This window comes from Moorella humiferrea (assembly GCF_039233145.1).
GTDB lineage: Bacteria > Bacillota > DSM-521 > Neomoorellales > Neomoorellaceae > Neomoorella > Neomoorella humiferrea.
In genome coordinates this window covers 160,001-174,660 of record NZ_CP136419.1, presented here as the reverse complement: position 1 = coordinate 174,660, position 14,660 = coordinate 160,001, and the positions used below count along the sequence as shown (strand labels likewise).

Annotated in this window: 13 protein-coding genes and 1 riboswitch (1 of these 14 cut by a window edge); of the genes, 6 read left to right on the top strand and 7 right to left on the bottom strand. The window is 58.2% G+C overall.

The window, feature by feature from the left end; all coding sequences use genetic code 11:
• Positions 1 to 17: 17 nt before the first annotated feature.
• Complete coding sequence (gene thiI, locus MHFGQ_RS00970; RefSeq protein WP_106005264.1) at positions 18 to 1,190, top strand: tRNA uracil 4-sulfurtransferase ThiI; 1,173 nt, start codon at positions 18 to 20, stop codon at positions 1,188 to 1,190.
• Between the two features lie 19 nt (positions 1,191 to 1,209).
• Positions 1,210 to 3,306: a B12-binding domain-containing radical SAM protein gene (locus MHFGQ_RS00965; protein WP_106005265.1), complete on the top strand. Its 2,097-nt coding sequence runs from the start codon at positions 1,210 to 1,212 to the stop codon at positions 3,304 to 3,306.
• A 26-nt stretch (positions 3,307 to 3,332) separates the two neighbouring features.
• Here the strand turns inward: MHFGQ_RS00965 and MHFGQ_RS00960 are convergent, their stop codons facing one another.
• A complete protein-coding gene (locus MHFGQ_RS00960; protein ID WP_106005266.1) occupies positions 3,333 to 3,854 on the bottom strand; it encodes a BON domain-containing protein in 522 nt (173 codons plus the stop codon).
• A gap of 47 nt (positions 3,855 to 3,901) precedes the next feature.
• On the bottom strand, positions 3,902 to 4,240 hold the full coding sequence (locus tag MHFGQ_RS00955; RefSeq protein ID WP_106005278.1) for a P-II family nitrogen regulator: 339 nt from the start codon (positions 4,238 to 4,240) through the stop codon (positions 3,902 to 3,904).
• Positions 4,241 to 4,586: 346 nt separating this feature from the next.
• Here MHFGQ_RS00955 and MHFGQ_RS00950 point away from each other — a divergent pair, with 346 nt between their 5' ends.
• From MHFGQ_RS00950 to MHFGQ_RS00940, 3 genes are all read left to right on the top strand, one after another.
• Positions 4,587 to 5,984, top strand: a complete 1,398-nt coding sequence (locus MHFGQ_RS00950) for an ammonium transporter (protein WP_211292884.1) — start codon at positions 4,587 to 4,589, stop codon at positions 5,982 to 5,984.
• Positions 5,985 to 6,120: 136 nt separating this feature from the next.
• A riboswitch (cobalamin riboswitch) is annotated at positions 6,121 to 6,320 on the top strand.
• A 139-nt stretch (positions 6,321 to 6,459) separates the two neighbouring features.
• A complete protein-coding gene (locus MHFGQ_RS00945) occupies positions 6,460 to 7,014 on the top strand; it encodes an ECF transporter S component (protein WP_106005267.1) in 555 nt (184 codons plus the stop codon).
• Entirely contained in the window at positions 7,011 to 7,799 is a 789-nt protein-coding gene (locus MHFGQ_RS00940; protein WP_106005268.1) for an AIR synthase related protein, read from the top strand. The genes MHFGQ_RS00945 and MHFGQ_RS00940 overlap by 4 nt, the downstream gene beginning before the upstream one ends.
• 71 nt (positions 7,800 to 7,870) lie before the next feature.
• Here the strand turns inward: MHFGQ_RS00940 and MHFGQ_RS00935 are convergent, their stop codons facing one another.
• Genes MHFGQ_RS00935 through MHFGQ_RS00920 form a run of 4 tightly spaced genes read right to left on the bottom strand, consistent with a single transcriptional unit; the run spans position 7,871 to position 12,480 of the window.
• Complete coding sequence (locus tag MHFGQ_RS00935; RefSeq protein WP_106005269.1) at positions 7,871 to 10,396, bottom strand: ATP-dependent Clp protease ATP-binding subunit; 2,526 nt, start codon at positions 10,394 to 10,396, stop codon at positions 7,871 to 7,873.
• A gap of 25 nt (positions 10,397 to 10,421) precedes the next feature.
• On the bottom strand, positions 10,422 to 11,474 hold the full coding sequence (locus MHFGQ_RS00930) for a protein arginine kinase (RefSeq protein WP_106005270.1): 1,053 nt from the start codon (positions 11,472 to 11,474) through the stop codon (positions 10,422 to 10,424).
• Positions 11,471 to 11,980 (bottom strand): UvrB/UvrC motif-containing protein, encoded by a 510-nt coding sequence (locus MHFGQ_RS00925; RefSeq protein WP_106005271.1) that lies wholly within the window; start codon positions 11,978 to 11,980, stop codon positions 11,471 to 11,473. The genes MHFGQ_RS00930 and MHFGQ_RS00925 overlap by 4 nt, the downstream gene beginning before the upstream one ends.
• A 14-nt stretch (positions 11,981 to 11,994) precedes the next feature.
• Complete coding sequence (locus tag MHFGQ_RS00920) at positions 11,995 to 12,480, bottom strand: CtsR family transcriptional regulator (RefSeq protein WP_106005272.1); 486 nt, start codon at positions 12,478 to 12,480, stop codon at positions 11,995 to 11,997.
• A 289-nt stretch (positions 12,481 to 12,769) separates the two neighbouring features.
• Between MHFGQ_RS00920 and MHFGQ_RS00915 the strand changes: the two genes are divergently transcribed.
• Positions 12,770 to 13,774 carry a polyprenyl synthetase family protein gene (locus MHFGQ_RS00915; RefSeq protein ID WP_106005273.1) on the top strand — a complete coding sequence of 335 codons (1,005 nt, stop codon included), beginning with the start codon at positions 12,770 to 12,772 and terminating at the stop codon, positions 13,772 to 13,774.
• Here MHFGQ_RS00915 and MHFGQ_RS00910 read toward each other — a convergent pair.
• Positions 13,679 to 14,660, bottom strand: partial view of a tetraprenyl-beta-curcumene synthase family protein gene (locus MHFGQ_RS00910; protein WP_245907824.1) — the 3' portion only. The gene runs 77 nt beyond the window's last position; only the last 982 of its 1,059 coding nucleotides appear in the window; its start codon lies off the right edge, out of view — the gene reads right to left on this strand; it ends in the stop codon at positions 13,679 to 13,681. The genes MHFGQ_RS00915 and MHFGQ_RS00910 overlap by 96 nt on opposite strands.

Below are 14,660 nucleotides of genomic sequence, written 5' to 3'. Positions count from 1 at the left end.
GTTACGGAGGCATTGACATGTATTCAACACTGCTTGTGCGTTACGGTGAAATCAGCCTGAAAGGCAACAATCGCTCCTATTTTGAGGACAAACTCCTGGCCAACATGCGCCGGGTCCTGGGCGACCTGGCGGCCCTCCGCATGCACAAAACCTACGGCCGCGTTTTCGTCGACTTAAAGGGCATTGACGCTGAAGTTGTTGCCGAACGCCTTAAAAAAGTTTTCGGCATCGTCTCCATGAGTCCGGCAGTATCGACCCCATTAGATCTGGAAGCCATCAAAAAGGCGGCCCTGGAGGTTTTAATGGAGTCTCCCGGCACGACCTTTAAGGTTCAGGCCCAGCGGCCCAATAAACGCTTTCCTCTCACTTCACCGGAATTGAACCAGGTGTTGGGCGCTTATCTCTTAACCCACACCCCCAATCAGCGGGTGGACGTCCACCACCCCGACAGGGTCGTCCATGTCGAAATTAGAGATGAAGGGGCATATGTCTACTCCCGGATCATCCCCGGACCCGGTGGCCTGCCCGTAGGCGTCACCGGCCGGGCCCTCCTCCTCATCTCCGGCGGGATAGATAGCCCGGTGGCCGGGTTTCTCGGCATGAAACGGGGCCTGGAGCTCACGGGCCTGCATTTCTACAGCTTTCCCTTTACCAGCGAGCGCTCCAAAGAAAAGGTCATCGATCTCTGTCGGGTCCTGGCAGGCTACGGCGGCTCCATCCGCCTGGTCATCGCCCCCTTTACCGAGATCCAAAAGGCCATCCGCCGTAACTGCCCGGAGGAATTCTACGTCACTATCATGCGGCGGATGATGTTCCGCATTGCCAGGGCCGTAGCCGAACGGGAAGGCGCCCTGGCCCTTCTAACCGGTGAAAGCCTGGGCCAGGTGGCCAGCCAGACCCTGCACAGCATGGCCGTAATCAACAGGGTAGTCGAACTGCCGGTATTGAGGCCCCTGGTGGCCTGGGACAAAAGCGAGATTATCGACCTGGCGCGCAGCATCGGCACCTACGACATTTCCATCCGGCCCTATGAAGACTGCTGCACCCTCTTCGTACCCAAACACCCGGCCACTAAACCGCGTTTAGAGCGGGTGGAGGCTGCCGAAAGCAAACTAGCCGTATCGGAACTTTTAAAGGATTGCCTGGAAAACCTTGAGATCCTGACGCTCTATCCGGATGATTTAAGCTAGGTACGGAGGAGGTCATTTTTTGCGTGTCCTGTTAACCACCCTAAACGCCAAATACATCCATGTTAACCTGGCCCTGCGCTACCTGCGCGCCTGCTGCCGCGATCTGGGCCATACTTTTATCCTGGACGAGTTCACCATCAACGACCGGCCGGAACATATCGCCGCCGCCATTTACCACCGCCGGCCCGACCTAGCGGCCTTCTCCTGTTATATCTGGAACATCGAACCCACCCTGACCGTGATCCGCATTCTCAAAACCGTCCGCCCGGAACTAATCGTCCTCTGCGGCGGGCCGGAAGTTTCCTTTGATGTGGAAGACTTTTTAGAGCACCACCCGGAAGTCGATATGGTCGTCGGCGGTGAAGGAGAAATGCCTTTCCGGGCCCTTATGGAGCGGCTGGCCGAAAATGCTGTCCTGTGGCTCCCGGACGAAGGCCGCCCCGGCACGGCCGGGCCGCCAGGAGGAAAATACATCCACTCCGTCTCCCCGGGCGGGACCCGCCTCGATCCCCGTTTGCTGGCCGCCGTCCCCGGCCTTGCCTGGCGGCAGAAGGGCCGTATCCGCATCAACCCGCAGCCGGACCTGACCCCCATGGCGACCCCCGCCTTTACCTCTCCTTCGGCCGGAGATGCAACAAAAGGCCTGCCTCTATCAGCCGGGCAGGCAGCCGGAGAAACCTGGGCCCTGGGCGGCGACCTGGACGCCATCCCTTTTCCCTACGCAGAAGACCTGGCCGCCGGCGCCGGGAACTTAAGCCAGCGCACCGTCTATTACGAAACCTCCCGCGGCTGCCCCTTTGCCTGCGGCTTTTGCCTCTCTTCCACCACAACGGGACTGCGTTATTTTTCCCTGGAGCGCGTAAAAGACGACCTGCGGAAACTGCTGGCGGCAGGTGTGCGAGAAATCAAATTTGTGGACCGCACCTTTAACGCCCATAAAAAAAGGGCCCTGGCCATCTGGGAATTCCTCGTCTCCCTCAAGCCCCGCGCCCGTTTTTACTTTGAAATCGCCGCCGACCGCCTGGACGAGGATATGCTATCCTTCCTCCGCCGGGTGCCGGCGGGGCTCTTCCAGTTCGAAATCGGGGTTCAGACCATTAACCCTGAGGTAAACGACCGCTGCAACCGCCGCCAGGACTGGGAGCGCCTTTCAGCCAACGTCCGCCGCCTGCGGGAAATGGGTAACATCCGCCTGCACCTTGACCTCATCGCCGGCCTGCCAGGCGAAACATATGCCGGTGTAGGTAAAAGCTTTGACGCCGTGGCCGCTATAAAACCCCACGAGATCCAGCTCGGTTTTTTAAAGCTACTTAAGGGTACCCCTTTGCGCGCCCGGGCGAAAGACTTCGGCTACCTATTCCTGGAACGGCCCCCTTACGAGGTCCTGGCCAGCAGCGCCATCTCTTACGAGGAAATGCTGCGCCTCCACAGCATGGAAAACATGCTTCAGCTTTACGGCAACAGCCACCTGGCCGACCACGCCCTCGGTTACCTGGTGCAGCAGGCCTTCGGCGGTAGCCACTTTAAATGTTACGAAGCCCTGGCCGCCTGGTGGGAGGAACAGGAGCTGTTTCGCCGCGGTCACAGCCAGCGCGACCTCTTTAACCATCTGGCCGCCTTTGCCGCAAGCCTTGGAAACAGCGGCTGTCCGTCCATCCCTGCTGCGGCTGAAAAGATCGCCATGAGTGAAACAGGCGGCCAGGCGGCCCCCTCCTTAGTGTCACCGCCCCCGGCCGGCAGGGAAAGGCCGGGAGGACGTTTCCGCCCCCTTGCTCCTTTCGGGCTGGAGCGCTTCTACCAGCTGTTAAAATTCGACTTCCTCTGCCGCGACCGCAGCCGGAACTTCCCGGGCTGGATGCCGCCCTCGACCTTGAGCGAGTTAGAGCGTTCCGACATTCTGGCCCGGATAGCCGACCCCGCGTTCAGAGAAAAATATATGCCGGGGCTTAAGCAAGAAGCACCGGCCAACATCCGCCGTCACGGCTTTATTGAGTTCTTCCCCTGCCACCCGGAGAGACCGGAAGCCGATGCAGCGACCCTGGTGTTTTTTTACTACGGCCCCGGGAATTTTAAAGCAGAGGTCTATTATTTACAGGCGCCCTTTAAGAGCCCATAGCAAAGTTTTCCTTCCTGCGGCCGTTCTCACGCCTCCCCGTCGTTGTTCACCTGGCTGTGGAAGATATCCTTGAGGCTCATGTCTTCTTCCCCAATTTTCACCCGGCTCACCACACCGGTCACACCCCGGGCCTTGGCTATCGCCTCCCGGGCTGCTTCCACTTCGGCAGGGTCGTCGGTGCGGCCCTTCAAAACCACCGTGCCGTGGCCGTCGACGCTCTCCGCGCCGATATGGCGCAGGTCGACACGCGGGTCCTGGGCCAGCTCCTCATTGACTTCCATGGTCACGTCTTCACCCCGGATAGCGCCGTCGGTACTGATGGCCACGGCATTGGCCACGCCTTTTACTCCCGGAACCTGCCGCACCAGCCTTTCGGCCCGCTCTTTCTCCTTCAGAGTATCGACGATTCCCTGGAGCTGGACCTCCCCCGCCACCACGTCGGCGTTGAGGCCGTAACCGCGCAGGTCCTTGTCCTCGCGCAAAATCTGCCGCACCTTTTCCCGTAAAGAAACATCGTCCATCATGCCCACTCCCTTGCTGTCAGTCACATCTAGTATACCCCGGCAACAGCAAGTTCATGGGTAGAAGCCGCCATTTAGAGCGCTTCCGCACCCCGCTCACCGGTGCGGATTCTCATCGCATCTGCAACGGGGCAGATAAAAATTTTGCCGTCGCCGATGTTGCCGGTACGGGCCTCGCGGGCGATAATAGCCACCACATCGTCAACGTATCTATCTTCCAGGACGATCTCCACCTTGACCTTGGGCAAGAGGTCGATGGTATAAGCCGTGCCCCGGTAGACCTCGGTTTTGCCCTTCTGCTGGCCGCAGCCTAGGGTGTGGGTTACGGTCATACCATGGATGCCGTAGCGACCCAGGGCTTCCTTGACGGCCTCGAATTTTTCCGGCCGGATAATGGCCTCGATTTTATACACAAGCTCAACCCCCGTTCCATTTAAAGCCATAATTTAACCGCCTCTCTGCTGCCGCGGTGACCAGTTAAGTCTATTTTAGCCTGTACCAGCAGGAGCCGTCAAAAGTTTTTAGCTTGACGCGGCATGGAGCTTGAGGTAAAATAAATTATAAATTTGCTTCGTGGTTACAAGGGTGTAACCAGTGTGTCGCCAAAGAAGGCACAGGAGATAACCTGTCTCCTGTGCCTTCTTTATTTCAGAATGAAGGAGGGCAATGGTATTGAAGCAAAGGAATGTCAGCAACGTAAGGGGCAGGTCAAACATCCTGCTCCGGCCTGTAGTAACAGCACTTTTACTATTATTATTCCTGGCCGCCGAGACCGTCCTGGCCCGGCCGGCGCTGGCGGCAGCCGGGAACGCGGTTGATACCGGCGATACCGCTTTTCTCTTAGTAGCCAGCGCCCTGGTCATGTTGATGACCCCTGGCCTGGCCTTCTTTTACGGCGGTATGGTCCGCCAGAAAAACGTCTTGGGTGTCATCATGCAGTGCCTGGCCGCCATGGCCCTTATTTCCGTCCAGTGGGTCCTGTGGGGCTATTCCCTGGCCTTCGGTCCCGACCACCTCCACCTGCTGGGGGGGCTGGACTGGGCGGGGTTCCGGGGCGTCGGCCTGGAACCCAATCCCCTTTACGCCGCCACCATCCCCCACCAGGTATTTGCCATGTTCCAGCTCATGTTCGCAATAATCACCCCGGCCCTGATAACCGGTGCCTTTGCCGAGCGCATGCGCTTCCCGGCCTTCCTGCTCTTTACGTTAATGTGGGCTACCCTGGTCTATGACCCCCTGGCCCACTGGGTGTGGGGCGCGGGGGGCTGGCTGCGGGAACTCGGCGCCCTGGACTTTGCCGGCGGCACAGTGGTGCATATCAGCGCCGGCGTGGCCGGGCTGATCTGCGCCCTGGTCCTGGGACGCCGGCGGGATTACGGCCGGATCCCCCTGCCGCCCCACAACCTCCCCATGACTGTTCTGGGCGCCGCGCTGTTATGGTTCGGCTGGTTCGGTTTTAATGCCGGCAGCGCCCTGGGGGCCAACGGTCTGGCCGGTAACGCCTTTGTCACGACCAATACGGCTGCCGGGGCCGCCATCCTGGGCTGGCTGGCGGTAGAGTGGCTGCTCCACGGCAAACCCACCGCCCTGGGAGCGGCCAGTGGCGCGGTAGCAGGCCTGGTCTCCATCACCCCGGCGGCCGGTTTCGTCACTCCCCCGGCGGCCCTGGTAATAGGTGCTATCGGCGGCGCCCTTTGTTGCCTGTCAGTGGCCGTGGCCAAGGTCAAACTGGGCTACGACGATTCCCTGGACGCCTTTGGCTGCCACGGCGTCGGCGGCACCTGGGGGGCCGTTGCCACCGGCATCTTTGCCACCAAAGCCGTGAACCCCGCCGGGGCCGACGGCCTGCTATACGGCAACGCCCATTTGCTGGGGGTACAGGTGGTAGGCGTAGCGGCGGCCTGGATCTTTACCGCCGCAGTGACCTACGGCATTCTCAAGGTCGTCTCCCTGCTGACACCTTTACGGGTCACAGCCGAGGAAGAGGAAGCCGGCCTGGATCTATCCCAGCACGGCGAAAGCGCCTATCCCGACACCGGCCTGGCAGCCCTGGATGTGGCACAAGGTAAAAGGGTTACCGCCCCGGGAGAGCTGGCGGTAAATTGGATGGCGAGTCAGGGTAACCCGGCCGGAGCCGGCCTTTTCCGTCAGGAATAAACGGACAACATAGCGTCGCGGCCCGGTAATCGAACACAGTGCGGCTACCTCCCCCGGGAAGTCTTTCCCGGGTTTACTTTCGGAAACAGGTCTTGCCAAAAGCACGGTGGTAGATTATATTAATAATTGACAACCATATATGAAAAAATGGACAGGTGCCCCCGGGAGGGGGAGAATAGGGAAGTCCGGTAACCGCCTTTTCAGGCGGCGATCCGGCGCGGTCCCGCCACTGTGAGCGTGGAGTTGGCGATATAACGCCACTGGGATAGTTCCCGGGAAGGCATCGCCAAACGAGGAAGCGCGAGCCAGGAGACCTGCCTGTCCATACGACCTCTCACCTTCGCCAGGAAAGGGGAGAAGCAACCGGGGATGATGGCAAAGTCCCCAGCCGAAGACGGCTGGGGACTTTTTTGTTACGGGTGGCCCGGCCCCTTTTCGCCCCTGACAAAGTCTTCTTTAGAAAGGAGAAGCAAACATGGCAAAACCGGAACTTTCCTCCCCGGCCGTTAAGGCAAGCCGCTGGACGGCCAGACGCCTGGCGACCCTGGCCATGCTCATCGCCCTGTCAACTGTGGGCGCCAATCTAAAAATACCCAGCATCACCGGCACCCCGGCCTTCGATTCTTTTCCCGGCTTTCTCGGAGCCCTCATCCTGGGTCCCGCCGACGGGGCTCTCATAGCTTCCCTGGGGCACCTGCTCACCGCCTTTACCGCCGGGTTCCCCCTCACCCTGCCCCTCCACCTGGTAATCGCCGCCGGCATGGCCGCCGTCGTCGCCCTTTTTGCCCTCTTCTACCCCTTTTCCCCCTGGCTGGGGATCGCAGCGGGAATAGCCCTCAACGGCCTGTTACTCCCGGCGCTGTTTATCCCCCTGCCGGGGTTCGGCAAAGCATTCTTCCTGGCCATGGTGGTGCCCTTATTGATCGCTTCCGCCCTGAACATCGTCCTGGCCGCGACAGCCTTCACCAGCCTGCGCCGGGTATTTCCCACCAGCTATGCCGCCGGCCGGGGGAAAGGTGAAGGTAAATGACCCCGCCCGCCCTTTTCCCCCGCCGCTACCGGGATTTGACCATCCTGGACCTGGAGGCGCAAAGATCCCTGGTGATCGCCTGCGATTCCGCCGGCGCCATCGGCCCCAAGGAAGCCGACGTGGTGCGAGTGCCGGGATACGTCCTGGGCCGCTTCACCGCCAGGGTAGCCTTGATGGAAGTCCTGGCGGTAGGCGCCTGGCCGGTCTGCATCGTCAACACCCTCTGCGTGGAACCGGAACCTGCAGGCGCGGCCATCCGGGAGGGGGTGGCCGACGAGGTCCGCTCGCTGGGTATCGACCCGGAGAAGGCCCTCACCGGCAGCAGTGAAAAAAACGTCCCCACTATCCAGTCGGGGATAGGGATCACCGTCATCGGCCTGGCGACTACCGCAGAGCTGCTAATAGGGCGCCTGGCCGCCGGCGACGCCCTGGCCCTTTTCGGGCGGCCCAAGGTCGGAACCGAGGTCTTCCTCGACGATCCGGAAATCGCAGACCTGCAAACCGTGCGCTTGCTCCTCGACCAGCCGGGCATCCGGGAAATCGTTCCCGCCGGTTCCAGGGGCATCCTGGCCGAGGCCCGGGATCTGGCCGCTTTATACAGGCTGCAGATCAACTGGCGGCCGGGCTTATCGGAGCTGGACTTGCACAAATCGGCCGGCCCCGCCACCTGCATCCTCGCCGCCGGCGAGCGGCCCGCCCTAGAGGCTGCAGGGCTCCGGGCGGGAAAACCCTTCTGCCTCCTGGGGACCCTGGAAAAACAGTCCCCTGGCGGTGGAAATAAATAAATTGCCCGTTACAGCAAAAGAGAAAGCACCCGCTGCGCGCGAGTGCTTGTAAGGGTCTACCCTGCCCCGGATTAAGCCGCTTTCTCCAGGACAATTTTGCCGTCCCGGGCGACGGCCCGGACTTTGTCGCCGGGAGCAATTTTCCCGGCCAGCATCTCGTCGGAGAGCTGATCCTCGATGAGGGTTTGAATGGCACGGCGCAGGGGCCGGGCGCCAAAGGCTTCATCGAAGCCTTCTTTAATAAGGATTTCCTTGGCTTCGTCGGTCACTTCCACCGTCAGCTTGTTGTCTTCCAGGCGCCGGTTGAGGTCGGCCAGCATCAAATCGACGATCTTCCTGATATCTTCCTTGGAAAGGGCGTGGAAGACGATTATTTCGTCGATGCGGTTTAAGAACTCGGGCCGGAAGGTCCGCCGCAGTTCTTCCATGATGTGCTTTTTCATTTTTTCATAAGACTCGGCGGCCACTTCGCTGGTGGAAGCCTTAAAGCCCAGGCTTTCCCTCTTGATGGTCCCGGCGCCGATGTTGGAGGTCATGATAATTACCGTGTTGCGGAAATCCACGGTGCGACCCTTGGCGTCCGTAAGCCTGCCGTCGTCCAGCACCTGGAGCAGCACGTTAAAGATGTCCGGGTGGGCCTTTTCAATCTCGTCAAAGAGCACGACGCTGTAGGGCCGGCGTCGGACGGCCTCCGTCAACTGACCGCTCTCTTCATAACCGACGTAGCCGGGCGGGGCGCCGACAAGCCGCGATACGGTGTGCTTCTCCATGTACTCCGACATGTCGAAGCGGATCATGGCGTCTTCGTCCCCAAAGAGGGCCTCGGCCAGGGCGCGGGCCAGCTCGGTCTTACCCACACCCGTTGGTCCCAGGAAGATGAAGGAACCGATGGGCCGCTTGGGGTCTTTAAGCCCCGCCCGGGCACGGCGCACGGCCCGGGCCACAGCGCGGACGGCCTCATCCTGGCCGATAACCCGCTGGTGCAGGATTTCTTCTAGACGAAGGAGCCGCTCGCTCTCCTCCTGGGCCAGCTGGGTGACGGGGATGCCCGTCCAGCTGGAAACGATTTGGGCGATGTCCTCCGCCGTCACCACGGATTTTTCTAGCCCTTTTTCCTTCTGCCACTCGCCTTTTTTGGCCTCTAATTCTTCCTTAATCTTCTTTTCTTCATCCCGCAAGGCCGCCGCCTTTTCAAATTCCTGGGCGTGAACGGCCGCCGCCTTTTCCTTCTCGAGTTCTTCCAGGCGCGCTTCCAGTTTTTTGACGTCGTCCGGCGCCGTATAGACCTTAAGACGCACCCGGGAAGCGGCCTCGTCTACCAAATCGATGGCCTTGTCCGGCAGGTAGCGGTCGGTGATATAGCGGTCGGAAAGCCGCGCCGCCGCCTCCAGGGCCTCGTCGGAAATCTTCACCCGGTGATGGGCTTCATAACGATCCCGCAGGCCCTTCAAAATGGCAATGGTTTCTTCAACCGTGGGCTCGCCGACCATCACCGCCTGGAAGCGTCGTTCCAGGGCGGCGTCCTTCTCAATGTGCTTGCGGTACTCGTCAATGGTCGTGGCGCCGATGGTCTGCAGCTCGCCCCGGGCCAGGGCGGGTTTTAAAATATTCGCGGCGTCAATCGCCCCTTCGGCGGCACCGGCGCCGATCAAGGTATGCAGCTCGTCAATAAAGAGGATGACGTTGCCGGCGGCCCGCACTTCGTCCATAACCCTTTTGAAGCGCTCTTCAAATTCGCCCCGGTACTTGGTGCCGGCCACCATACCGGACATATCCAGGGCCACCACCCTTTTGTCCCGCAGGACTTCCGGCACCTGGTTCTGAACGATCCTCTGGGCCAGACCTTCGACGATGGCGGTTTTGCCAACCCCGGGATCACCGATTAAAACAGGATTGTTTTTCGTACGACGGCTCAAAATCTGGATGACGCGCTCGATTTCCTTTTCCCTGCCGATTACCGGATCAAGTTTATCCTCCCGGGCCAGGCGGGTAAGGTCCCGGCTGAACTGGTCCAGAGTGGGCGTCTGGCCCGCCCGCACCGGACCCTTGGCCGCGGCCGGCGCCCCTCCCGGCTGGAAACCGACCCCGCCGGGAAAACCGCCCATACCGAAAGGCAGGTTGCCGAAAACCATGGTCCAGCCGCCGGCCTGGGGCTGTCCCCCGGCACCCCCCAGCAGGGCCATAACCTGCTGGCGAATTTTATCGGCACTCAATCCCAGGCCGCTCAAGACCTGGGCTGCCAGGCCCTCGCCTTCTTCTAGCAGACCTAAGAGGATATGTTCCGTGCCTACATAGTTTACACCCTGACGCCTTGCTTCTTCATTGGCCAGCTCCAGAACCCTCTTGGCCCGAGGCGTCAGGCCGATTTCGCTTGCGCCCGGAGTATCTCCAGGACGGATAATTTTTCGCACCTCGTCGCGGACGGCCCTGACATCAACTCCCAAACTGGCCAGAGCCCGGGCGGCGACGCTATCACCTTCCCTTAAAATGCCCAGCAAGATATGTTCCGTGCCGACGGCCGGATGGCGCAAAGCCTTGGCTTCTTCCTGGGCCAGGCGCAAGGCCCGATTGGCCCTTTCCGTAAAACGAGGAGACATTGTTTCATCCACCTCCTGTCGATTTTTAACCTGCTAAAAGTTCACGAACCATGGCTGCACGGTGCACGTCACGTTCAAAGGGCGTCATCTCCCTGCCGGCGGCAAACTGGAGATAAGCCGGCTGGATGCGCACCATGAGCTGGTTGATCAACCGCTGATCGATGCCGCGTAAAATTTTCATTTCCACACCCAGACGCACGTCGGAAAGGAGCTGCAGGGCTTCCTGGGAACTCAAAATACGGGCATTGGTAAGGAGCCCGTACGCCCGGCCAACACGATCTTCCAGCTGCCACCGGCTCTGCTTGCGCAGTAGTTCCCGTGCTTCCCTTTCCTGATCGGCCAGGCGTACCGTGACGGCCGAAAGGTTGTTGATAATTTCTTCTTCCGAACGACCCAGGGTAATCTGGTTAGATACCTGGAATATATTTCCTTGGGCCTCAGTTCCTTCGCCATACAAACCGCGCACGGCAACGCCCACCTTGGTAAGGGCCGTCAGGATTTCCCCTGCCTGCCTGGTGAGCACCAGGGCCGGCAGATGGAGCATCGTAGAAGCCCTTAAACCGGTACCCACATTGGTGGGACAGGCAGTGAGATATCCTTTATCTTGATCAAAGGCATAATCCAATTCGCTTTCCAGGGCATCGTCGGCGGCATCGGCCAGACGCCAGGCCTCATGGAGCATCAAGGCCGGTAAGAGGCACTGCAGGCGCAGGTGATCCTCTTCATTGACCATAATGCTCAAGGCCTCATCATCCCTTAAGACTACGGCTTTTTCTCCTTTTCCTTCCGCCAGATCAGGACTGATGAGGTGTTTCTCCACTAGTATTTGCCGCTCCACCGGCGACAATTCCCTTAAAGGCATAAGCTTTAACTCGCCGACGGCTTGAAAAACTCCCGGCGTCCTGATGGCCTGCCCCACCAATTGGATCACTTTGGCTTCCTGGGCTTCATTCATGAGATTGGGAAAGGGCATCCCCTTCAAGTTACGGGCGAGCCGGATGCGGCTGGAAATGACAATGTCAGCCTGGGGACCGGAACCTTCCATCCATTTACTGTTGCGCTCTAAATTCAGGCTCATTGTCCGCCCCCCTGTTCACCAAGGCTATTTTCCAGTTCCCTGATGCGGTCCCGTACCTGGGCTGCCTTTTCAAATTCCTCCTGCTCGACCAACTGCTGTAACTGCGCCCTTAATTTTTCAATCTCCCGGCGCACCCGCAGGTTCCCCCCGGCCCGGCGGGGGACCTTGCCGCGGTGCTGGCTGCTGCCCTGAATACGCCGGATCAAGGGTTCCAACCTGCCTGCCAGGTAATGATAGCAGGCGGGACAGCCCAGCCGACCTGTTTGCTGAAATTGTTCATAACTCATGCCGCATTCCCGGCAGTGCTCTACAATGGTTTGAGTTTTAATGCCCGGACCGGGTTCGTAATCAAAAAGCCCGGCTAAAAATTTGGGAATGGAAAAATTAAGCTGGGGCTGCATGTCGCGGGCACATTCCTGGCATAGGTAGAGTTCTGTTTTTTCACCGTTGATAATCCTGGTTACATGAACGCTGGCCGGCCTTTGCTGACAACGCTCACAAAGCATTTTCCCGCTCCCTTCTACCCCGCGTCGGGGAAGTCTTCACGCATTAAGGTTAAAATAACGGCTTTCATAATACAGGCCCGGACCTGATCGCGCACGGGTAGTTCTAGAGGTAAAGACTGGCGATTAATTACCGCCGTCAGGAGTATCTGTTCTCGCCGTGTCAATAACCCCTCTTCCTCCAGACGGCTGAGGAGCTCCACGGCCGCTTCCTGGGTTAAGTATTCGCCCAAGGCTTCCTGCACCCAGGCCTTAAACCTTGTGTCGGCATTTAAAGGCACCCTGGCGATGCGAATATAACCGCCGCCGCCGCGGCGGCTTTCCACCAGGTATCCCCTTTCAATGGTGAAACGAGTACTCAATACGTAGCTTATCTGGGATGGGACGCAGGTAAAACGCTCGGCCAGCTCCTGGCGTTGCAGCTCCACAACGCCATCGGTGCTTCTATTTAATAGCCATTTAATATAGCTTTCAATGCGATCGGCCAGAGTCTTACCTTCCATCCAGGCCCTCACCTCGACGTATGCCTTTGACTTTATTTTTCCTTTTGACTTTCCTTGACTATTTTATACTGCAAAAATTTCCCTTTGGCAATGGCAGTTTATATTTATTTTATCCAGTTTTCGCCTTTTTAGCGTTTCTTTCGCGACCATACCAGCTATTTCTCATTCTTTCTTATCAACGCATCGACCGGATATGGCTATAAAATCTTATTCTGGCAGCCATACTAGATCCGTCTGTATACCAATTGCTGGTACCTTAATAATACTAATACCTAAGGAGAAGATGATATTGGTCGGCAGTGAAATACAGGCTGTTCTCAGTAAGACCCTTTGGGCTGCTGAACCGACTTTAAACTCGATATTAAATCATGCCCTCGCGGGGGGTAAAGGTCTGCGGCCTACTTTAGTGTTATTATGTGCCCGTTTCGGAATGCATGATACCCTGGAAGTTCGCCAGGTTGCGGCAGCCATTGAACTCATCCATCTGGCCTCCTTAATCCATGACGACGTCCTGGACGGAGCAACTATTCGCCGCAACTTGCCTGCCCTCCACTGCGTCTATGGCACCGTACCCGCCATCCTCACCGGCGACTATCTCTTTGCCACCGCCTTTAATTTACTGACCGACAGCAAAAAGGCCGTCTTAAAGACCGTTACAGAGGCCATTCGCTCCATGTGCAGCGGGGAAATCCGCCAGCTTACCTCGGGGTCCCCGAATGTAGAGGCTTATTTCAACTATATAGGACAAAAAACGGCCGTACTCTTCAGTGCCGCCTGCCGTTGTGGTGCCATCCTGTGCCGTCTAAAACGTTCGCAGCAAATTAATTTAGCACGTTTTGGTTGGCATCTGGGCCTGGCCTACCAGATAATCGACGATTACCTGGATCTTTTCGGTTCTCCCCGGCTGATGGGCAAACCCAACCGCCAGGACCTGACCCGCGGCATAATCACCCTGCCTGTGCTGCGTTTTTTGGAGCGCGCGCCGAATGCGGAAGATTGGCAGGTAAAAATTCAACGCGGCCTAAAACCGGCAGAAATAGAAGAACTGGTGCGCGCCGCACGGGAACTCAATTGTGACATTGAGACGGCCGACGTTGCCAGGGAACAGGTAACCCTGGCCCTGGAAGCCCTGGACAGATTACCCCCGAACCCCGTCCAGGAGGAATTGGTATTATTGGCCTTAAAAATCCTGTCTCCTTTAAATCACGCCGATCCTGCGGAGGAACCTGCAGAGGAGGAAGAGCTGTTGAGAAAAGGCCCCGGCCTCCTGGAGAATAACCTTACATGTCGATAAATACCCGGGATCCCTGGCCTTGAAATCGGATAAATATAAAGCAGGCAGACCCTTTACTACCAGAAGATGGAATCCCGGTTCAGGCAGGCCGGCAGCTTTGTCTTTAGCCTGCCTAAGAAAAAGTTTAAAGCGCGCGGCTGCTTCGTCCTGACTGCAATAAAAGGAACAAAAATTTAAGTCACCACCACGACGGTCTTCCTGCTGGTCGATAAAATAGTCCAGGAGAATATGTAAGCCGCCGATCCAGGGAAAATAAGTTTCCTTCAGGGCGGCCGCCCTATCTTTTGATCCATCATCGGCCGCGGCGGCCATCAGGGCGAAAATTCCAAGGGTGGAGCCCGTCGCTGCCGCCAGTTCCCACCAGTAAAGGCCATATTTTTGTGCTAAAGGCTCAAGCCTTTTTTTAAGGATTGCCTCCCTTTTACCTTCCTCAAGGTGCTTGACGATCTGCAGGTGGCAGTACAGATGGGCCAGCTCCATAATATGTCCTTGCATTTTTTTATAACCAGGCAGGTCGGCCAGGGCCTGCCGGCAGGTTTTTACCAGAGCGGCAAGATAACCGCCGTCGCGAAAATAGGGATAACATGAATAATAATCATGATCCCGGCCTTCGGGAGTAAGGGCATCGGTAAAGGCAAGGTGCAGCTGGCGAAAGGCATCTTCATTCACAATACCGCTACGATCGGAGAGGTTGTCCAGATAATCGCTTATGGTCTGCAGGGACACAATGGCCTTTAGGAGTTGTCGCCGCAGCGACTTTGCGGGGGATAAAGTGGCATAAACACTTCCTCCCTGGCAGTGAAACTTTTTTTCCCGTAGGCTGTCCAGTGCCTGCTTTCTCAACTCCGGTTGGGGTATTAAAGAGGCAACATTCCTCCAGTTGCTG